Annotated in this window: 19 protein-coding genes; 13 read left to right on the top strand and 6 right to left on the bottom strand. The window is 62.8% G+C overall.

Annotated elements, in window-relative coordinates; all coding sequences use genetic code 11:
- Positions 1-3: 3 nt before the first annotated feature.
- A complete protein-coding gene (xseA, locus tag LJY18_RS00600) occupies positions 4-1,383 on the bottom strand; it encodes an exodeoxyribonuclease VII large subunit (RefSeq protein WP_238041084.1) in 1,380 nt (459 codons plus the stop codon).
- A 107-nt stretch (positions 1,384-1,490) separates the two neighbouring features.
- Here xseA and LJY18_RS00595 point away from each other — a divergent pair, with 107 nt between their 5' ends.
- From LJY18_RS00595 to tadA, 5 genes are all read left to right on the top strand, one after another.
- Positions 1,491-2,042 carry a sugar ABC transporter ATPase gene (locus LJY18_RS00595; RefSeq protein WP_238039781.1) on the top strand — a complete coding sequence of 184 codons (552 nt, stop codon included), beginning with the start codon at positions 1,491-1,493 and terminating at the stop codon, positions 2,040-2,042.
- Between the two features lie 128 nt (positions 2,043-2,170).
- Positions 2,171-3,640 (top strand): IMP dehydrogenase, encoded by a 1,470-nt coding sequence (gene guaB / locus LJY18_RS00590; protein WP_238039780.1) that lies wholly within the window; start codon positions 2,171-2,173, stop codon positions 3,638-3,640.
- Between the two features lie 211 nt (positions 3,641-3,851).
- The gene (gene guaA / locus LJY18_RS00585; RefSeq protein ID WP_442964464.1) at positions 3,852-5,432 is read left to right on the top strand and encodes a glutamine-hydrolyzing GMP synthase; all 1,581 of its coding nucleotides are present in this window, start codon (positions 3,852-3,854) and stop codon (positions 5,430-5,432) included.
- A gap of 175 nt (positions 5,433-5,607) precedes the next feature.
- A complete protein-coding gene (locus tag LJY18_RS00580) occupies positions 5,608-6,975 on the top strand; it encodes a multicopper oxidase family protein (RefSeq protein WP_238039778.1) in 1,368 nt (455 codons plus the stop codon).
- On the top strand, positions 6,975-7,457 hold the full coding sequence (gene tadA / locus LJY18_RS00575; RefSeq protein ID WP_238039777.1) for a tRNA adenosine(34) deaminase TadA: 483 nt from the start codon (positions 6,975-6,977) through the stop codon (positions 7,455-7,457). Before LJY18_RS00580 ends, tadA begins: the two co-directional genes overlap by 1 nt.
- Before the next feature lie 191 nt (positions 7,458-7,648).
- Here tadA and mltF read toward each other — a convergent pair whose 3' ends face one another.
- Positions 7,649-9,109 carry a membrane-bound lytic murein transglycosylase MltF gene (gene mltF / locus LJY18_RS00570; RefSeq protein ID WP_238039776.1) on the bottom strand — a complete coding sequence of 487 codons (1,461 nt, stop codon included), beginning with the start codon at positions 9,107-9,109 and terminating at the stop codon, positions 7,649-7,651.
- Between the two features lie 286 nt (positions 9,110-9,395).
- Between mltF and purL the strand changes: the two genes are divergently transcribed.
- The 3 genes from purL (at position 9,396) to LJY18_RS00555 (ending at position 14,227) form a co-directional block, all read left to right on the top strand.
- The gene (purL, locus tag LJY18_RS00565) at positions 9,396-13,289 is read left to right on the top strand and encodes a phosphoribosylformylglycinamidine synthase (RefSeq protein WP_238039775.1); all 3,894 of its coding nucleotides are present in this window, start codon (positions 9,396-9,398) and stop codon (positions 13,287-13,289) included.
- A gap of 167 nt (positions 13,290-13,456) precedes the next feature.
- Positions 13,457-13,726, top strand: coding sequence for a CDGSH iron-sulfur domain-containing protein (locus LJY18_RS00560; protein ID WP_238039774.1), 270 nt, complete (start codon positions 13,457-13,459; stop codon positions 13,724-13,726).
- Between the two features lie 183 nt (positions 13,727-13,909).
- Complete coding sequence (locus LJY18_RS00555; RefSeq protein ID WP_238039773.1) at positions 13,910-14,227, top strand: Nif3-like dinuclear metal center hexameric protein; 318 nt, start codon at positions 13,910-13,912, stop codon at positions 14,225-14,227.
- Between the two features lie 221 nt (positions 14,228-14,448).
- Here the strand turns inward: LJY18_RS00555 and LJY18_RS00550 are convergent, their stop codons facing one another.
- From LJY18_RS00550 to LJY18_RS00535, 4 genes are all read right to left on the bottom strand, one after another.
- Positions 14,449-14,877, bottom strand: a complete 429-nt coding sequence (locus LJY18_RS00550; RefSeq protein WP_238039772.1) for an organic hydroperoxide resistance protein — start codon at positions 14,875-14,877, stop codon at positions 14,449-14,451.
- Positions 14,878-15,116: 239 nt separating this feature from the next.
- Positions 15,117-15,566, bottom strand: a complete 450-nt coding sequence (locus tag LJY18_RS00545) for a MarR family winged helix-turn-helix transcriptional regulator (protein ID WP_238039771.1) — start codon at positions 15,564-15,566, stop codon at positions 15,117-15,119.
- 145 nt (positions 15,567-15,711) lie between these two features.
- Entirely contained in the window at positions 15,712-16,209 is a 498-nt protein-coding gene (locus LJY18_RS00540; protein ID WP_238039770.1) for a L,D-transpeptidase family protein, read from the bottom strand.
- A gap of 19 nt (positions 16,210-16,228) precedes the next feature.
- On the bottom strand, positions 16,229-16,786 hold the full coding sequence (locus tag LJY18_RS00535; RefSeq protein ID WP_238039769.1) for an NUDIX hydrolase: 558 nt from the start codon (positions 16,784-16,786) through the stop codon (positions 16,229-16,231).
- A 168-nt stretch (positions 16,787-16,954) separates the two neighbouring features.
- On the opposite strand from LJY18_RS00535, the gene LJY18_RS00530 reads away from it, so the two are divergent.
- Genes LJY18_RS00530 through LJY18_RS00510 form a run of 5 tightly spaced genes read left to right on the top strand, consistent with a single transcriptional unit; the run spans position 16,955 to position 20,272 of the window.
- The gene (locus LJY18_RS00530) at positions 16,955-17,557 is read left to right on the top strand and encodes a CoA pyrophosphatase (RefSeq protein ID WP_238039768.1); all 603 of its coding nucleotides are present in this window, start codon (positions 16,955-16,957) and stop codon (positions 17,555-17,557) included.
- A 42-nt stretch (positions 17,558-17,599) separates the two neighbouring features.
- Positions 17,600-18,124 carry a gamma carbonic anhydrase family protein gene (locus tag LJY18_RS00525; protein ID WP_238039767.1) on the top strand — a complete coding sequence of 175 codons (525 nt, stop codon included), beginning with the start codon at positions 17,600-17,602 and terminating at the stop codon, positions 18,122-18,124.
- Positions 18,121-18,312: a DUF1289 domain-containing protein gene (locus LJY18_RS00520; protein WP_238041083.1), complete on the top strand. Its 192-nt coding sequence runs from the start codon at positions 18,121-18,123 to the stop codon at positions 18,310-18,312. The genes LJY18_RS00525 and LJY18_RS00520 overlap by 4 nt, the downstream gene beginning before the upstream one ends.
- A gap of 47 nt (positions 18,313-18,359) precedes the next feature.
- Entirely contained in the window at positions 18,360-19,541 is a 1,182-nt protein-coding gene (purT, locus tag LJY18_RS00515) for a formate-dependent phosphoribosylglycinamide formyltransferase (RefSeq protein ID WP_238039766.1), read from the top strand.
- Positions 19,538-20,272 carry an SGNH/GDSL hydrolase family protein gene (locus LJY18_RS00510; protein ID WP_442964463.1) on the top strand — a complete coding sequence of 245 codons (735 nt, stop codon included), beginning with the start codon at positions 19,538-19,540 and terminating at the stop codon, positions 20,270-20,272. Before purT ends, LJY18_RS00510 begins: the two co-directional genes overlap by 4 nt.
- Positions 20,273-20,295 lie beyond the last annotated feature (23 nt).

The raw sequence follows: 20,295 nt of genomic DNA, 5'->3' as shown, positions 1-20,295 counted from the left end.
TGTTCAGTCCAGCAGCGACAGGGTCGCCGGCTGCACGTAGTTGTCTTCGACCCGCACATCCAGCTCGCCTTCGCCCAGGCGTGCTTTCAGGCGCTGGCCGGTGTGGGTGTCGGCGGCGCGGCGCACGGCCCGGCCGCGCTCGTCGAGGAGGATGCTGTAGCCACGGCCGAGGGTGGCCAGCGGGCTGACCGCATGCAGGGTCTGCACCTGGCTTTGCAGTTGCAGGCGGCGCTGTTTCAGGCCTTCGCGCATGGCCCGTGGCAGCCGCTCGGCGAGGCTGCCCAGGCGCTGGCGCAGCAGTTGCAGTGTGCGCTCGGGATGCTGGCCGGCCAGGCGGGTTTGCAGGCGCGCGAGGCGTTCGCGGCGATTGTTCAACTGGCGCTCGAAGGCCCGGGCCAGGCGCATTTCCAGGTCGTCCAGGCGCTGGGCGTGCTGGCGCAGGCGTTCGCCTGGATGGCGCAGGCGCCGGGTCAGGCCATCCAGGCGCAGGCGTTCGCGCTCCAGGCGGTTGTGCATGCGCATGATCAGGCGGCGCTGCAGGCTGTGCAGGCGCTGCACCAGTTCGCTGGCATCGGGAGCCAGCAGTTCGGCGGCGGCCGAGGGTGTAGGGGCGCGCACGTCGGCGACGAAATCGCAGATGGAGACGTCGGTTTCGTGGCCCACCGCACAGACTATCGGTGTGGCGCAGGCCGCGACCGCACGGGCCACGGCTTCTTCGTTGAAGCACCAGAGGTCTTCCAGTGATCCGCCGCCACGGGCCAGGATCAGTGCGTCGAAGCCTTGGCGGTCGGCCAGTTGCAGGGCGCGGATGATCTGCCCGCTGGCTTCGCGGCCCTGTACGGCCGTGGGGATCAGGGTCAGGGCGACCTGCGGGGCGCGGCGGCGGAACACACTGATGATGTCGCGGATGACCGCGCCGGTCGGCGAGCTGACGATGCCGATGCGCTTGGGATGGGCGGGCAGGGCGATTTTGCGTTCAGTGGCGAACAGGCCTTCGCTGCTGAGTTTGTCTTTCAGGGCTTCGAAGGCCAGGCGCAGGGCGCCGTCGCCGGCCGGCTCGACGCTGTCGATAATCAACTGGTAGTCACCACGCCCTTCGAACAGCGAGACCTTGCCGCGCACCTTGACCGCCAGGCCATCGCGCAAGGCCTGGCGGACCTTGGCGGCGTTCTGTCGGAACAGCGCGCAACGTACCTGGGCCTGGCTATCTTTAAGGGTAAAGTAGATATGCCCGGAGGCCGGCTTGGCCAGGTTGGAGATTTCCCCCTCGACCCAGATGCCGGAGAACACATCCTCCAGCAGCAAGCGTGCGCGGTTATTGAGCTGGCTGACGCTGAGCACTTCGCGGTCGAGGTTCAGGCGTTGGAACGGGTCTTTGATCATGTCCGGCATGATAAAGGCTTTGCCGGGCCTGCCATAGGCCGATTGCCTTGACCCGCGGCGCCGGGCCATTAAGCTGCGCGGCTATTACCTCGGACCAGAGTCTTTTCATGAGCGAACAGCAAGCCATCCTAGTGCCGAAAATCTCCAGCTTTCCCGGGCATGAAGCCAGGGCGCGGGCGATCGTGCGCTGGCTGGTGCAGCAGAATGTCATCGAGGAGCAGCTGAGCACCTGTGGCCGCACGTTCAACAAGATGGCCTATGGCATTGCCCCGGGTGCCCGGCAGGTGGTCGAACGGCCGCAATTACTGCCTTTCGCCCGGCCGGTCCATGGCCTGGAGATCGTCTACAAGCGCTGCATCTATACCCCGCTGCACGACTTCCGCGAGGAGGCCGGTTGTCCGCAGTGTCGCCAGGAAGTTGGCGTGGAGCTGTTCGATCGTCTGGAGCAATGGATGCCCGGCCATAGCGACACCTTCGTCTGCCCGCTATGCGGCCACGAAGACGACATCAATGGCTTCCTGTTTCTGCAGCCCTGCGGCTTTTCCAATCTGGGCTTTATCTTCAATAACTGGGCCGAGGCGGGTTTCAAGCAGAGCTTTCTCGACGAATTCGCTGCCCGGCTGGGGTATCCGGTCTCCGTGGTTGAGGTCAAGCTGTAGAGCCGGTTGGCCGCCGCGTGCGCTGGCTGCGACAGGGCGCGGCATTACGACCGATTGTTTGCATTGAGTGAAGGGGCTTGCCTGAGTATAATGGCGCGCTTCCAATTTCCCGCCTGGGAGCCCCCGCCATGCTGCGTATCAGTCAAGAAGCTCTTACCTTCGACGACGTTCTACTTGTTCCTGGTTACTCCGATGTTCTGCCGAAGGATGTCAGTCTCAAGACTCGCTTGACTCGTGGTATCGAGCTGAATATTCCCTTGCTCTCTGCTGCAATGGACACCGTTACTGAGGCCCGTCTGGCAATTGCCATGGCCCAGGAAGGTGGCATTGGCATTATTCACAAGAACATGACCATCGAGCAGCAGGCTCTCGAAGTGCGCAAGGTCAAGCGCTACGAGTCCGGCGTGGTCAAGGATCCGATCACCATCGAGGCCGACGCCACCGTCGGCGATCTGTTCGACCTGACTCGGCAGAACAACATCTCCGGCGTACCGGTATTGTCCGGTGGCGATCTGGTTGGCATCGTCACCTCGCGTGACGTGCGCTTCGAGACCAACATGAGCGCCAAGGTGCGCGACGTGATGACGCCGAAAGAGCGTCTGGTCACGGTCAAGGAAGGCGAAGACACCCAGGTGGTGCGCAAGCTGCTGCACAAGCACCGCATCGAGCGCGTGCTGATCGTCGACGACAGCTTCCGCCTCAAGGGCATGATGACCGTCAACGACATCGAAAAGGCCAAGGCCTATCCGCTGGCAAGCAAGGACGACCAGGGTCGCCTGCGTGTCGGCGCGGCGGTCGGTACCGGTGCTGATACCGCTGACCGGGTTGCCGCACTGGCGGCGGCAGGTGTCGATGTGATCATCGTCGATACCGCCCACGGCCACTCCAAAGGGGTGATCGACCGGGTCCGCTGGGTCAAGCAGAGCTTCCCTGAAGTCCAGGTAATCGGCGGCAATATCGCCACCGGCGATGCCGCCAGGGCGCTGGTCGAGGCGGGCGCCGATGCGGTCAAGGTCGGTATCGGTCCAGGTTCGATCTGCACCACGCGCATCGTTGCCGGGGTCGGCGTACCGCAGATTTCCGCCGTGGCCAATGTTGCCGCCGCACTGGAAGGCACCGGCGTTCCGCTGATCGCCGACGGTGGCATCCGCTTCTCCGGTGACCTGTCCAAGGCCGTCGTCGCGGGGGCATCCTGCGTCATGATCGGCTCGATGCTGGCCGGTACCGAAGAGGCGCCGGGTGAGGTTGAGCTGTTCCAGGGCCGTTCCTACAAGGCTTATCGCGGCATGGGCTCGCTGGGCGCCATGTCCCAGGCCCAGGGTTCCTCGGATCGCTATTTTCAGGATTCCTCGGCCGGTGCCGAGAAGCTGGTGCCGGAAGGCATCGAAGGGCGCGTGCCTTACAAAGGTGCCATGAGCGCTATCGTTCATCAGATGATGGGCGGTCTGCGTGCTTCCATGGGCTATACCGGCTGCGCCACCATCGAAGAGATGCGCACCAAGCCGCAGTTCGTGCGCATCACCGGTGCCGGCATGGCTGAGTCTCACGTACACGACGTGCAGATCACCAAGGAAGCGCCGAACTACCGGGTCGGTTAACAATCGATCTGCCGCTGCTGCGCCTGGCGGTGCGCTGTTGGAAAGAAGCTCGATATGCTGATTTGCTCTGGCAAAATTCGCGCTCTGGCTTCTTTCCTCCTCGCCGCTCCTGCGCTCGCGACGTGGCAAATCGATTATTGAAGATTAAGTAAGCACGGGGCTGTTCGATTCAGCCCCTTGTCATTTGTGAATTTCGCTACGAGAGATGGCCATGGCTCATCAAGACATCCACGCCCACCGCATCCTGATCCTCGACTTCGGTTCCCAGTACACCCAGCTGATCGCCCGCCGTGTGCGCGAGATTGGTGTGTATTGCGAATTGCACCCGTATGACATGAGCAACGAGGACATCCGTGCCTTTGCTCCGCGCGGGATCATTCTCGCCGGTGGTCCGGAGTCGGTGCATGAAGCCGACAGCCCGCGCGCGCCGCATGCGGTGTTCGAGCTTGGCGTGCCGGTGCTGGGTATCTGCTACGGCATGCAGACCATGGCCGAGCAGCTCGGTGGCAAGGTGCAGGGGTCGGATGTGCGCGAGTTCGGCTATGCCCGCGTCGATATCGTCGGTAAAGGTCGCCTGTTGCAGGGTATCGAAGACCACATCGACGACGATGGCGTGTTCGGCCTGGATGTGTGGATGAGCCACGGTGACAAGGTCACGGCGTTGCCGGAAGGCTTCCATATCCTCGCCAGCACGCCGAGCTGCCCGATTGCCGGCATGTGCGACGACACGCGTGGCTACTATGGTGTGCAGTTCCACCCGGAAGTGACCCACACCAAGCAGGGCGGGCGCATCCTCTCGCGCTTTGTCCTGGACATCGCGGGCTGCGAAGCATTGTGGACGCCGTCGCATATCGTCGACGACGCGATTGCTCAGGTGCGTGCCCAGGTGGGCAGCGCCAATGTGCTGCTCGGCTTGTCTGGCGGGGTCGACTCTTCCGTGGTCGCGGCTTTGCTGCACAAGGCGATCGGCGACCAGCTGACCTGTGTGTTCGTCGACAATGGCCTGTTGCGCCTGCACGAAGGTGAGCAGGTGATGGCCATGTTCGCCGAGAACATGGGGGTCAAGGTGATTCGCGCCGATGCCGAAGAGCAGTTTCTCGGCAATCTGGCCGGCGAGGCCGACCCGGAGAAGAAGCGCAAGATCATCGGTCGCACCTTTATCGATGTCTTCGAATCCGAAGCCAGCAAGCTGGACAACATCAAGTTCCTCGCCCAGGGCACCATCTACCCGGACGTGATCGAGTCGGCCGGAGCCAAGACCGGCAAGGCTCACGTGATCAAGTCGCACCACAATGTCGGCGGCCTGCCCGAGGAGATGAACCTCAAGCTGGTCGAGCCATTGCGTGAACTGTTCAAGGACGAAGTGCGACGCATCGGTCTGGAATTGGGCCTGCCCTACGACATGGTCTACCGCCATCCGTTCCCGGGCCCGGGCCTGGGCGTGCGCATCCTCGGTGAGGTGAAGAAGGAGTACGCGGATCTTCTGCGTCGCGCCGACCATATCTTCATCGAAGAACTGCGCAACTTCGACTGGTACCACAAGACCAGCCAGGCTTTCGTGGTGTTCCAGCCGGTCAAGTCGGTCGGCGTGGTCGGTGATGCCCGTCGTTACGCCTGGGTCGTGGCCCTGCGCGCGGTGGAAACCATCGACTTCATGACCGCGCGTTGGGCGCACCTGCCCTACGAGCTGCTGGAGAAGGTCAGCAACCGCATCATCAACGAGATCGAAGGCATCTCCCGCGTCACCTACGACGTGTCGAGCAAGCCGCCCGCCACCATCGAGTGGGAGTGATCTGAAGCACAAGGGCAGCCCAGGCTGCCCTTGTGCTATCTGCGCCGTGTGCGGTGCTTTGCCTCTAGAGAAGCGCTGGCCAACCAGTGTTCTAAATGAGAAGATTTAGCAATTGCATCTGGTTCAGCTCGCTCAGCTGCACCGCTGATGACATGGCTCGGTTACAGGATTGAATATGGCGGTTACCCGAAGACAAGTTATTGCCGGCCTGGCAGGGCTTGGTGTGGTCGGCGTCGGTGCCGGCGGCGTACGTTACTGGCTGGGTCGCCCGCAGAATGCGGCGACCCACGACTACGAACTGATCGCTGCGCCCCAGGATATCGAGCTGGTGCCCGGGCACATGACCCCGGCCTGGGCCTACGGTGGGCAGGCGCCGGGCGTGGAAATTCGCTCGCGCCAGGGCGATTGGCTGCGGGTGCGCTTTATCAATCATCTGGATGAGCCGAGCACCATTCACTGGCATGGCATTCGCTTGCCGCTGGAAATGGACGGCGTGCCCTACGTCTCGCAGTTGCCGGTACTGCCGGGCGAGTATTTCGACTACCGCTTCAAGACCGAGGACGCCGGCAGCTTCTGGTACCACCCGCACCTGTCCAGCGCCGGGCAGCTGGGCCGTGGGCTGGTCGGCCCGCTGATCGTCGAGGAGCGCGAACCGAGCGGGTTCAGGCATGAGCGCACGCTGAGCCTGAAAACCTGGCATGTCGACGAGCAGGGCGCCTTCACCGCCTTCAGTGTGTCGCGCGAGGCGGCCCGCGAGGGTACGCGCGGACGCCTGAGCAGCATCAATGGCCAGTCACGGCCGACCCTGGAGTTGCCGGCCGGGCAGGTGGTGCGCCTGCGCGTGCTGAACCTGGACAACACCGTGACCTACCGGCTCAATCTGCCCGGCGCCGAGGCGCGCATTTATGCGCTGGACGGCCACCCGATCGAGCCGCGCGAGCTGGGCAAGGAGTACTGGCTGGGGCCTGGTATGCGTATCGATCTGGCTGTGCGCGTACCGGCGGCCGGCCAGGAACTGTCGCTGCGCAACGGGCCGATGCGCCTGGCCACCCTGAAGAGCACTGCGACGACTGAAGGCGCGGGTGACTGGCCGGCGCGGCTGCCGCGCAACCCGGTAGCGGAGCCCGATCTGGCGCGGGCCGAGACCCTGCGTTTCAACTTCGAGTGGTCGGCAAAGCTGGCCGGTGTGGATGACAAGGGCCCGGCCAAGTATTGGCAGGTCAACGGCCAGGCCTGGGATATCAATGACCAGACCTGCGCGGATCGCCCCATCGCCAGCCTGAAGAAGGACGGTCACTATATCTTCGAGCTGCGCAACATGGCCCAGTACCTGCACCCGATCCACCTGCACGGGCTGTCGTTCAAGGTGCTCGACTCGAACCGCAAGAAGATCATTCCGTATTTCACCGACACCTATCTATTGGGCAAGAACGAGGTCGCGCGAATTGCCTTGGTCGCGGATAACCCCGGGATCTGGATGTTCCATTGTCATGTCATCGATCATATGGAAACCGGCCTGATGGCCGCGATCGAGGTGGCCTGATGCGCCAGCCAAAGATCATCGACCGTAGTCGCGACCAGCATTTCATGCGCGAGGCCTTGGCCCTGGCCGCCGAAGGCGCAGCCCTGGGTGAGGTGCCGGTCGGCGCGGTGCTGGTGCAGGATGGCGCGATCATCGGCCGCGGCTTCAACTGCCCGATATCCAGTCACGACCCCAGCGCGCATGCCGAGATGGTGGCGATCCGCGCCGCGGCGCAGGCCGTCGACAACTACCGCCTGCCGGGCAGCACCCTGTACGTGACCCTGGAGCCGTGCAGCATGTGCGCCGGGCTGATCGTGCATGCGCGGATTCAGCGGGTGGTGTATGGCGCCACCGAGCCCAAGGCCGGGGTGGCGCTGAGTCGTGGCGAGTTCTTCAACCAGGCGTTTCTCAATCATCGGGTGCTGATCGAGGGTGGGGTGCTGGCCGAGGAGTGCGGCGCAGTGCTCAGCGAGTTCTTCAAGATGCGGCGCGCGACGCGGTAGAGGTCGTCCTTCCCCGCAGCCCGCTAGCGGGTTGCCGGAATAAGCCTGAGCGCCAGCCGGGCGATGATCGACGGCTGAGATGTTCCCCTTGAGTTGATCCGGGCAGCGAGGCGGATGCGCTTCGCTCAAGGCTAACCTGTGGGTCGCTAGAGCAGGCGGGCAGGGCGAGCGGCTGGGGCGAGCGGTTCGGGTTACAGCGGCGGCAGTTCTTCCTGCGGCGGGGTCTTGTTCACCCCGGGCGTGTGCAGGTTGCTGGCGGCCATTTGGCTACCTTCCAACTGCGGCTGGGTGACCCAGGTGAGTATGTCGTAATAGCGGCGGATGTTGCGCACGAAATGCACCGGTTCACCGCCGCGGGCATAGCCGTAGCGGGTCTTGCTGTACCACTGTTTCTGCGCCAGACGGGGCAGTATCTTCTGCACATCCAGCCACTTGTTTGGATTGAGCCCCTCGGCCTCGGTGAGCTTGCGGGCATCTTCCAGATGGCCGCCGCCGACGTTGTAGGAGGCCAGGGCGAACCAGGTGCGATCCGGTTCTTCGATGCTGTCGGGCAGCTGATTCTTGACGTGGACGATGTACTTGGCGCCGCCGTCGATGCTCTGCTTGGGGTCGAGACGGTTGGATACGCCCATGGCCTGAGCGGTGCGCAGGGTCAGCATCATCAGGCCGCGCACCCCGGTTTTCGAGGTGGCGGATGGTTGCCAGAGCGATTCCTGATAGCCCATGGCGGCTAGCAGGCGCCAGTCGACCTGATTGATCTGGGCCGCCTTGCGGAAATCCTTCTCGTAACGGGGCAGGCGCTGTTGCAGGTGCTTGGCGAAGGTGTAGGCGCCGACGTAACCCAGCACGTCGACGTGGCCGTAGTAGCGTTCCTTCAAGCGTTGCAGGCTGCCGTTCTGCTGGGCGCGATCGAGAAAGCGGTTGATCTCCTCGAGCAGGCTGTTGTCTTCGCCGGGGGCGACGGCCCAGGCCAGGCTTTGCGAGTCGCCGAGATCGAAGGCCACTCGCACGTTGGGGAAGTACACCTGGTTCATCGCCAGTTCGTTGGAGTCGACCAGGGTCAGGTCGATCTGTCCCTCGTCGACCATGCGCAGCAGGTCGACCACTTCCTCCACCGCGGATTCTTCGTAATTGAGTTCCGGCAGTTTGATCTTCAGTTTGGCCAATTGCTCGGCGTGGCTGCTGCCCTTGAGGACCAGGATGCGTTTGCCGACAAGGTCCTCTGGACGGGTTGGGCGGCGCTGACCGTTGCGGTAGATGATTTGTGGGGTGACTTGCAGATAAGGCAGGGAGAAGTGGGCCAGCTGCTGCCGTCCGTCGCTTGCTACCAGGCCGGCGGCGGCCAGCACCGGGCCATTTTCCTTGCCGAGGCTGGCGAATAGCGCATCGAGGTTGTCGGCGGTCTCGATTTGCAGCTTCACGCCCAGGTCATCGGCAAAGCGTTTGACCAGTTCGTACTCGAAGCCGGTTTCGCCGTTGCGATCCTGGAAATAGGTGGCCGGGCTGTTACGAGTGATCACCCGCAGTACTCCCTCCGCCTTGACGCGCTCGAGGGCGCTGGGGGCTTCAGCGCAGCTGGCGAGCACTAGGAGGATTCCGATCGCCGAGAGCCAGTGGGCGCAGCGTGTGCGGAACGCAGATTGAGCAAACATTGGCGCAGTATACGCAAAGCGTGCCGCTCACCATATCTCGGCAGTGAAGACGACAGTTCTGGCGCCGTCATGGGTGCCGCGGCGAGCGCTTTAGGCTAGAATGCACGGCCTCCAAGAACCTGTTCTGGGGCTCGCGAGTTAGAGCCTGGCAAGGCGAAGGTGGACGAGGACGCGGCGTTTACGAGTTGTAAATGAGCAGTCCGAACCCACCTTCAGCGCCGGCCGGCCGACGCGCAGCAGACCCGGGACGGTTCGAAGTACACCCCCTTCTCAGAGGCTGTTCTCCATGTTGATCCTGCGCGGCGCTCCCGCCCTTTCTGCTTTTCGTCACGGTAAATTGCTTGAGCAACTGACCAGCAAAGTACCCGCTGTGACTGGGCTGTATGCCGAGTTCGCGCATTTTGCCGATGTCACCGGGGCGCTCAGCACCGATGAAGAACAGGTGCTGGCCCGTCTGCTGAAGTACGGCCCGAGTGTGCCGGTGCAGGAGCCTGGCGGCCGTCTGTTCCTGACCATTCCGCGTTTCGGCACTATCTCGCCCTGGTCGAGCAAAGCCAGCGACATCGCGCGCAACTGCGGTCTGGCGAAGATCCAGCGCATCGAGCGCGGCATCGCCTATTACATCACCGGTGAGTTGAACGAAGCCGAGATGCAGCTGGTCGCGGACGTGCTGCATGACCGCATGACCCAACTGGTGTTGACCGATGTGCAAGGCGCCGCTGCTCTGTTCAGTCACGCCGAGCCCAAGCCGCTGACTGTGGTGGATGTGCTGGGCGGTGGTCGCGCCGCCCTGGAGCAGGCCAACGTCGAGCTGGGCCTGGCCCTGGCCGAGGACGAAATCGATTACCTGGTCAGCAGCTTCAATGACCTGAAGCGCAATCCGCACGACATCGAATTGATGATGTTCGCCCAGGCCAACTCCGAGCATTGCCGGCACAAGATCTTCAATGCCAGCTGGGATATCGACGGCGAGAGCCAGGAAAAGTCGCTGTTCGGCATGATCAAGAACACCAACGAGTTGCATGGCGAGGGCGTGCTCTCGGCCTATAAAGACAATGCCGCGGTGATCGTCGGCCACACTGCCGGTCGTTTCTACCCGAACGCGGAAACCCGTCAGTACGGCGCCCATCAGGAGCCGGTGCATATCCTGATGAAGGTGGAAACCCACAACCACCCGACCGCCATCGCGCCGTTCCCAGGTGCGGCTACGGGCTCCGGCGGCGAGATCCGCGACGAGGGCGCTACCGGCCGCGGCGCCAAGCCCAAGGCCGGGCTGACCGGTTTCAGCGTATCCAACTTGCAGATCCCCGGTTTCGAACAGCCGTGGGAAGTGCCCTATGGCAAGCCGGAGCGTATCGTCACGGCGCTGGACATCATGCTTGAAGGCCCGCTCGGTGGCGCGGCGTTCAACAACGAATTCGGTCGTCCGGCGTTGACCGGCTATTTCCGTACCTTCGAGCAGGCGGTCGATTCTCCGCGCGGTTTCGAGGTGCGTGGCTATCACAAGCCGATCATGCTCGCGGGCGGCATGGGCAACATCCGCGCCGATCACGTGCAAAAAGCTGAAATCACCATTGGTTCCAAGTTGATCGTGCTGGGCGGCCCGGCCATGTTGATCGGTCTGGGCGGTGGTGCCGCCTCGTCGATGGCCACGGGCACCAGCTCGGCTGATCTGGATTTCGCCTCGGTGCAGCGCGAAAACCCGGAGATGGAGCGGCGCTGTCAGGAAGTGATCGACCGCTGCTGGCAGCTTGGCGAGCAGAATCCGATCAGCTTTATTCATGACGTCGGTGCCGGCGGCTTGTCCAATGCCTTCCCCGAACTGGTCAACGATGGCGGTCGCGGCGGGCGTTTCGAGCTGCGCAATGTGCCCAATGACGAGCCGGGCATGGCCCCCCATGAGATCTGGAGCAACGAATCCCAGGAGCGCTACGTGCTGGCCGTCGATGCTGCCGAATTCGAGCGCTTCAAGGCGATTTGCGAGCGTGAGCGTTGCCCCTTCGCGGTGGTCGGCGAGGCCACCGAGGAGCCGCACCTGACCGTTGCCGACAGCCATTTCGGCAACAAGGCGGTGGACATGCCGCTCAATGTGCTGCTCGGCAAGGCGCCGCGCATGCACCGTTCGGCAAGCCACGAAACCGAGCAGGGCGATGATTTCGATGCCAGTGGCCTGGCGATCGACGATGCCCTGACCCGTGTACTGCATCACCCGGCCGTGGCCAGCAAGAGCTTCCTGATCACCATCGGCGATCGCACCATCACCGGTCTGGTCGCGCGCGATCAGATGGTTGGCCCGTGGCAGGTGCCCGTGGCCGATTGTGCGGTCACCGCCACCAGTTTCGACGTCTATACCGGCGAAGCCATGGCCATGGGCGAGCGCACGCCGCTGGCCTTGCTGGATGCGGCGGCATCGGGGCGTATCGCCATTGGCGAGACCTTGACCAACCTGGCCGCGGCCCGGATCGAGAAGATTTCCGACATCAAACTGTCTGCCAACTGGATGGCCGCCGCCGGCCACCCCGGTGAAGACGCACGCCTGTACGACACGGTCAAAGCCGTGGGCATGCAGCTGTGTCCGGAACTGGGGATCAGCATTCCGGTGGGCAAGGATTCGATGTCGATGAAAACCCGCTGGCAGGATGACGGCGCGGAGAAGAGCGTCACCTCGCCGCTGTCGCTGATTGTCACCGGCTTTGCCCCAGTCAGCGATATCCGCAAGACCCTGACTCCGCAGCTGCGCATGGACAAGGGCGAGACCGACCTGATCCTGATCGACCTGGGTCGCGGGCAGAACCGCATGGGCGCCTCGATTCTGGCTCAGGTGTACGGGCAGATCGGCAAGCAGGCCCCCGACGTCGACGACGCCGAAGACCTCAAGGCATTCTTCGCGGTGATCCAGGGGTTGAACGCCGATGGTCACCTGCTGGCCTACCATGACCGTTCCGACGGCGGCCTGCTGGTCAGCGCGCTGGAAATGGCCTTCGCCGGTCATTGCGGCCTCCATCTGTCGCTCGACTCACTGGCCGGCAGCCCCGAGGAATTGGCGGCCGTGCTGTTCAACGAAGAGCTGGGTGCGCTGATTCAGGTGCACAAGGACGCCACGCCGCAGGTGCTGACGCAGTTCAGTGCGGCGGGGCTGGATTGCGTCGCCGTGGTCGGTCAGCCGGTCAACAATGGCGAAGTGCGGATCAGCTTCAACGATCAGCCGGTATTCGCCGGTCAGCGGCGCTTGTTGCAGCGCCAGTGGAGCGAAACCAGCTACCAGATCCAGCGCCTGCGCGACAACGCCCAGTGCGCCGAACAAGAGTTCGATGCGCTGCTCGAGGAGGACAATCCGGGCCTCAGCATCACGCTGGATTTCGACGTCAACCAGGACATCGCCGCGCCCTACATCAAGAAGGGGCTGCGTCCACAAATTGCCGTACTGCGCGAGCAGGGCGTCAATGGCCAGGTGGAAATGGCCGCCGCCTTCGACCGTGCCGGTTTCAACGCGATCGACGTGCACATGAGCGACATCCTTGCCGGTCGTGTCGACCTGGCGACCTTCAAGGGGCTGGTCGCCTGCGGCGGCTTCTCCTATGGCGACGTGCTCGGTGCCGGTGAGGGCTGGGCCAAGTCGATCCTGTTCAACAGCCGTGCCCGTGATGGCTTCCAGGCCTTCTTCGAGCGCAAGGACAGCTTCGCCCTGGGCGTGTGCAACGGTTGCCAGATGATGTCCAACCTGCATGAGCTGATCCCGGGCAGCGAGTTGTGGCCGCACTTCGTGCGCAACCGCTCGGAACAGTTCGAGGCGCGGGTGGCCATGGTCCAGGTGCAGGAATCGGCCTCGATCTTCCTGCGCGGCATGGCCGGTTCGCGCATGCCGATTGCCATCGCCCACGGTGAGGGCCATGCCGAGTTCGAGAACGAAGAAGCCCTGCTCGAAGCCGATCTGTCCGGTTGCGTGGCCATGCGCTTCATCGACAACCACGGCAAGGTCACCGAGACCTATCCGGCCAACCCCAACGGCTCGCCACGCGGCATTACCGGCCTGACCAGTCGCGACGGCCGGGTGACCATCATGATGCCGCACCCGGAGCGGGTATTCCGCGCCGTGCAGAACTCCTGGCAGCCGGAAGAATGGCAGGAAGATGCCGGTTGGCTGCGCATGTTCCGCAATGCGCGGGTCTGGGTGGACTGACCGCGAGCCCTGGGCTCTTCTGCTGACCCTCTCTCCCTTGCGGGAGAGGGTCAGCCGTCACCCTGGCGTCTCCATTCTCCGGTCCTTGTGGCGCAGTGCGGCAACCCGGATGTTGTCCGGGTTGGTCTAACCATTGTCCTCGGAGTACATCCGGGCTTGCGGTGTCGATGACTGAAACCGATTTGCCAATCCTCCCCGAGGTCCGCCTGGTCAAGCCAGGCGAGACGCATCTGTTGTGCCGTTGCGGGCATTCGTCCGCGCTACCCGATTGCTCCCCCGGATGCTGCGCTGGACTGCGCCTCGAGCCGCAGCACGAGCAGCGTCTCTTGCTCTGTCGCTGTGGCCAGTCGCAGCGCCTGCCCTATTGCGATGGCCGCCACAACCCACCGGTCGATGGTTTGTGGGCGCGTTGGCGGCGTTTCACTAAGGGTGATTGATTGTAAGTTTCTTATAACCAATTGCTCTAGCAAGAGAATGGATGATCTGTCTTTTCAGCGCTCCAATATAGAGTTGTGAGCTGGGCCATGGGTGCTGAATAAGGCAAAATGCCATTATTGCTGTGGCTGGGTGATCCTGAGGTTCTGGGTTGCCATATGCGTCAACGCATTATGGAGAATTCGATGTACAAACTGTGTTTCTACGTCCCGGAAAGCCATCTGGAACAGATCAAACAGGCTGTTTTCGCGGCGGGCGCCGGGCGCATGGGTAACTACGACAGCTGTTGTTGGCAGGCCCTGGGCCAAGGCCAGTACCGGCCCTTGCAGGGTAGCGAGCCTTTTCTCGGCCAGCAGGGACAGGTGCACCAGGTCGCGGAATGGAAAGTCGAACTGGTGGTGGCCGACGAGCTGCTGCACGACTCGGTCAAGGCGATGAAAAAGGCCCATCCCTATGAGACGCCTGCCTTCGAGGTCTGGCGCCTGTCCGACCTGCAGTTCTGAACGGCTAAGCAGACATGCCAAAGCCCCGGCCCGCCTATGGCGAGTTGGGGCTTTTGCATTGATGGCTTGGTGCGGGTGTTTCGTCAGCGTTGCACGCGCTTGCTGCAGCGGCGGGGATCAGGTTGAGCAGGCCGCAGTCATGGATCATGCCGCTGTTACGCCCCGCGCTACCCACTGCCTCAGGCATCCGACTTAACCGCTGACGCCAGCAGCTGGGCGTTTCAGACGGCGACGTTCAGGCGCACGTCAATGTTGCCGCGGGTGGCGTTGGAGTACGGGCAGACCTGGTGGGCGGCGCCGACCAGGTCTTCGGCGACGGCCTGTTCAAGACCCGGCAGGCTGACGTCGAGTTCTACTTCCAGGCCGAAACCGCCGGGAATCTGGCCGATGCCGACCTTGCCAGTGATCGAGGTGTCCGCCGGCAGAGCGATTTTCTTCTGCCCGGCAACGAACTTCAGCGCACCGATGAAGCAGGCCGAGTAGCCGGCAGCAAACAGCTGTTCCGGGTTGGTCGCTTCGCCGCCCTGGCCGCCCAATTCGCGCGGGGTGGACAGTTTCACGTCGAGGATACCGTCGGAGGAAACGGCGCGGCCGTCACGGCCTCCGGTGGCGGTGGCGCTAGCGGTGTAAAGGGCTTGGATGGTTTGCATGGCGATGTCTCCGGATTATGTTTGTTGTCTAAAGTATTGCGCGCTAAGTAAGTGCGTGGCTTGCAATCTAGTGCGATAAAATCTTGTGCGCAATATATTTATAAGAACTATTAGATATACAGATATGTATTTTATGGAATAAGTCAGGCTGGGCGCGGATTTCAGGCGGGAGGTAGGGGGCGTTGGCGGGGTAGGGAAAGAGGCAAAGGCCAGCGACCTGCAGGGGCGCCGGACCTGGCTCAGATCGACTGTTGTAGCTTGCTGCGCAGCGCCAGCACTTCTTCCTTGAGCGCCATTAGCTCGGCCGTGCTGTGCCCGCTGGCCTCTGCTATGCAGGCGGGGAAGCGCTTGGCTTGCTGCTGCAGGGCGCGCCCCCGCTCGGTCAGGTATAGCTCGACCACGCGTTCGTCAACACTGCTGCGAGTGCGCTTGAGCAGGCCTTCGACTTCCAGGCGCTTGAGCAGTGGCGTCAGCGAGCCGGGGTCGGTCAACAGGCGGGCGCTGATCTCGCCGACGGTGATGCCGTCGCGTTCCCACAGCACCAGCATGGCCAGGTACTGCGGGTAGGTCAGGCCGATGCTCTGCAGCAGCGGTTTGTAGGCCTTGGTCATCAGCAGGGAAGTCGAATACAGGGCGAAGCACAGCTGATTGTCCAGCAATAGCGCGGCGCAGGGTTGCGGCTGTGTCATGGAGCGGTCCCGCGATCAGGTGATTAGCACAACAAGTTATCGCGCAAGATTAGCGTGTGCAAATCTTGCAGGCGCGACGCGAGCTAGCTGTCGGGCGGAGTGGTCTGAAACCCGGCGTTGTGTACAAGAACTGGGCCTGCGGCTATTAGGGCCTGATCTCGATCAAGGTGCCATCCTTGACCAGTTGCCAGATCTCGCGCATGTCGTCGTTTTTCAGGGCAATACAGCCTTCGGTCCAGTCCAGGGTGTGGAAGAACCACTCGGGGTACTCCTCATCCAGCGGTGTGCCGTGAATCATGATCATGCCGCCAGGTGGCACGCCTTGCTCGCGGGCGTAGGCCTGGTCGCGGGCATTGGGGTAGGAGATGTGCATGGATAGTTGGTATTTATCGCTGGTTTTACGCCAATCGATCCAATAGATGCCTTCCGGTGTGCGCAGATCGCCCTCGCGCCGTTTGGCGCCTTTGACCTGCTTGCCGAGGGACACCCGGTAGGATTTGAGTGTTTCGCCGTGGCTGATCAGATGCAGTCGGCGTTCCGATTTGACCACCAGCACCTTGTCGATCGACAGGGCCTCGGGCGTGGCGGTGGCATGGACATTAGCGGTAAGGGATAAGCAGAGCAGAATGAACAACAAGCGCATCGGAGCGGTATCCCGGGGATCAATGAACTTTCTTGTAGTGCGCGCGCAAGGCTTCCAGCGGCTCGTTGCGTACCGGGTAAACATGCTGCTGCCGGTCAGCGAAGTAGCATTCTAAGGTACGCCCGACGGTCGGGAAAGCCAGCTCGGACCAAGGGATCTCGGATTCTTCGAATAGCTGCACTTCGAGGCTCTCTTCGCCGACGGCAAAGTTCAGGTCAACCAGTTCGGCGCGGAAGAACATGTACACCTGATTGATATGCGGCAGGTCGAACAGGGTATAGAGGCTCAGGTCGCGTACTCGGGCGCAGGCTTCCTCGTGGGTTTCGCGCGCAGCGGCCTGCTCCAGGGTTTCACCGTTCTCCATGAAACCGGCTGGCAGGGTCCAGTAGCCGCGGCGCGGTTCTATGGCGCGGCGGCACAACAGCACGCGCTGGCCCCACACTGGCAAGCAGCCGGCAATGATGCGCGGGTTCTGGTAATGAATCGTGTGGCAGTGTTCGCACACATGGCGCAAGCGATTGTCGCCTTCGGGAATCCTCAGGGTTACGGGGTTGCCGCACTGGCTGCAGAACTTCATGGCGAATCCTCTTTGTTACCCAATATCTTGGCGCGCGAGGGTGCTGGGCGGCAAGCGTGATCCGACCTTGCCTCGGTACCCCGAATGATCGTCGCGAGCGTTGCGGAGCTTGGGACGAGGGTGACTTTCGTGCAATCATCGAAACAAGAATAAAGACTGAGAATCTCCATGCTGGACGAACTGCTCCACCGCGTGCGCGGCTACAACCCGCGTCTTCTGGAGACCGACCGCAGCTTCCCCGAGGCGGCGGTGTTGATTCCTGTTACCCGCAACGACCAACCGGAAGTGGTGTTGACCTTGCGCGCCAGTGGCCTGTCCACTCACGGTGGCGAGGTGGCTTTTCCCGGCGGCCGACGGGATCCGGAAGATGCCGATCTGATTCGTACCGCGCTGCGTGAGGCCGAAGAGGAAATCGGCCTGGCGCCGGGGCTGGTCGAGGTGGTCGGGCCGCTCAGTACCCTGGTTTCGCGTCACGGCATTCAGGTCACACCCTATGTCGGGCTGGTGCCGGATTACGTCGAATACCTGGCCAATGATGACGAAATCGCCTCGGTGTTCTCGGTGCCCCTGGAATTCTTTCGTGGCGATCCGCGCGAGATGACCCATCGCATCGACTACCTCGGACAGAGCTGGTACGTGCCGAGTTACCGGTATGGCGAATACAAGATCTGGGGGCTTACGGCGATCATGCTGGTGGAATTGATCAACCTGATCTATGACGCCGACATCAATCTGCACCAGCCACCTGAGCACTTCATCACGCTCCGCTAATTGCGCAAGAGCGGAGATCAATCGCGAGACGAGGGTCAATCAATGAAATATCGCCTGGGGCAATCCAGCGTCGACGTCCACCCCGAGAGTTGGGTGGCGCCGAATGCCACGCTGGTCGGCAAGGTCAAGCTGGAGCAGGGCGCCAGCGTCTGGTTCGGCGCGGTGTTGCGCGGCGACAACGAGCTGATCCACATCGGCGAGCAGAGCAATGTGCAGGACGGCAGCGTGATGCACACCGACATGGGCTTTCCGCTGACGCTCGGCAAGGGCGTGACCATCGGCCATAACGCCATGCTGCATGGCTGCACGGTCGGCGATTACAGCCTGATCGGCATCAATGCGGTGGTGCTCAATGGTGCGAAGATCGGCAAGTACTGCATCATCGGCGCCAACACCCTGATCGGCGAAGGCAAGGAAATTCCCGACGGTTCGCTGGTGGTCGGTTCGCCGGGCAAGGTGGTGCGCGAGCTGAGCGAGGCGCAAAAGACGATGCTTGAAGCCAGCGCTGCACACTATGTGCATAACGCACAGCGTTACGCCCGCGACTTGGTCGAGCAGGACGACTGATGGAGCTCGAGCGCCCGGTTGCCTCACCCTGCGTGCAGATCTGTGCGCTGGACGATGACGACACCTGTATCGGCTGCCAGCGTACCGTTGCCGAAATCACCCGCTGGAGTCGCATGGACAATGCCGAGCGTCGCCAGGTGCTGCTGCTCTGTCATGCACGGGCGAAAGCCCAGGGTGTACTGCTCTAACTCCGCCGCCTGGTGGTCTTTTATCCCTGTTAGTTCGAGGAGTCTTCATGCCCCGTATCGGAACCCCGTTGTCGCCGAGTGCGACTCGCGTCTTGCTCTGTGGTTCAGGTGAGCTGGGCAAGGAAGTGGTGATCGAACTGCAACGCCTCGGCGTCGAGGTGGTCGCCGTGGATCGCTATGCCTATGCCCCGGCGATGCAGGTGGCGCACCGCAGTCATGTGATCGATATGCTCGATGGCGCGGCGTTGCGTGCGGTGATCGAGTTGGAGCAGCCGCATTACATCGTTCCCGAAATCGAGGCGATTGCCACGGCGACGCTGGTCGAACTGGAGAGCGAAGGTTTTACGGTGATTCCCAGCGCACGTGCTGCGCAGTTGACCATGAACCGCGAGGGTATCCGTCGTCTCGCGGCCGAAGAGTTGGGTTTGCCAACGTCGCCCTACCAGTTCGCCGACTCGCTCGAGGCGTGCCGGGCGGCGGTGCAGCAGATCGGCTTTCCCTGTCTGATCAAGCCGGTCATGAGCTCCTCCGGCAAAGGTCAATCACTGCTGAAAACTATCGAAGACCTGCCGGCTGCCTGGGAGTATGCCCAGGCGGGTGGTCGCGCCGGCAGGGGGCGGGTCATCGTCGAGGGCTTTATCGATTTCGACTACGAAATTGCCCTGCTGACGGTGCGGCATGCCGGCGGCACCAGCTTCTGTGCGCCGGTTGGTCATCGTCAGGTCAAGGGCGATTATCAGGAATCCTGGCAGCCGCAGCCGATGAGTACGAAGGCCCAGGCCGAGGCCGAACGGATTGCCCTGGCTGTCACGGACTCGCTGGGCGGTCGCGGACTGTTTGGCGTCGAGTTGTTCGTCAAGGGCGATCAGGTCTGGTTCTGCGAAGTATCACCGCGGCCCCACGATACCGGCCTGGTCACGCTGATTTCCCAGGATCTGTCCGAGTTCGCCCTGCATGCGCGGGCCATTCTCGGTCTGCCGATTCCGCTTATTCGTCAGCTCGGTCCCTCCGCTTCGGCGGTGCTGCTGGTGCAGGGTGATTCACGTCAGGTCAGTTTCGCCAATCTCGGTGCGGCTCTGGCCGAGTCTGACACGGCGCTGCGTTTGTTCGGCAAGCCCGAAGTCAGTGGTCAGCGGCGCATGGGGGTGGCCTTGGCGCGCGATGAGTCGCTGCCGGCGGCGCGGGCCAAGGCCGCTCGTGCGGCGCAGGCGGTCAGTGTCGAGCTGTGAGCCCTCTGCGCGCCTATGCCTGGTGGCTGACTGTGCTGGCGCTGTCGCCTGTGCTGGTGCCGCTGGCCATGCACACGCGCAAGCAGGCGCTCAGGCTGCCGCCAGCTGAAGGTTCGCAGCGCGGGTTGGCTGGGGCTGCCCTGGCGGGCGAGCCATTGCGCTTGCTGGTGTTGGGTGAGTCCACGGTAGTGGGTGTTGGCGTGAGCTGCTTGCGTGCGGCGCTGGTGGGGCAGTTGGCCGAGGCGCTGGCCGTTCGGCAAGGCCGGCCGGTGGCCTGGCGTGCCTGTGGTGAGAATGGCATCACCGCCGTGCAGGCGTGTGAGCGGTTGTTGCCACAGGTTCTGGATGAGCCGTTCGATCTGGCGTTGCTGGTTTTCGGCGTCAACGACGCCACCCATCTCACCTCGCTGTCGCGCTGGCGCGTTGCGCTCGGCAGCATGGCCGAGGCGCTGGCTCGCCGTGGTACGCGGGTGGCATTCAGTGGTGTCCCGCCTCTGCAGCATTTCAGCGCCTTGCCCTGTCTGCTGCGGCAGGTGCTAGGCGTGCGTGCAGCCTTGTTGGATAGCTGCTTGCGCCAGCTCGCCGCACGCCTTGGCGCGGAGCATCATCCACTGAGCCTGGAGTTTTCCGCGGATTACCTGGCAGTCGACGGCTACCATCCGTCGAGCCTCGGTTATCGGGTCTGGGCTGAGGGCCTGGCGGCTAGTGGCCTGTTCGCTCGGTTCGATTAGTCAGCTTCGGCTGCCCTAGACCC

The sequence above is a fragment of the Pseudomonas sp. MMS21 TM103 genome, from assembly GCF_022132145.1.
Lineage (GTDB): Bacteria > Pseudomonadota > Gammaproteobacteria > Pseudomonadales > Pseudomonadaceae > Aquipseudomonas.
This window is presented reverse-complemented; position numbering and strand designations above follow the sequence as displayed.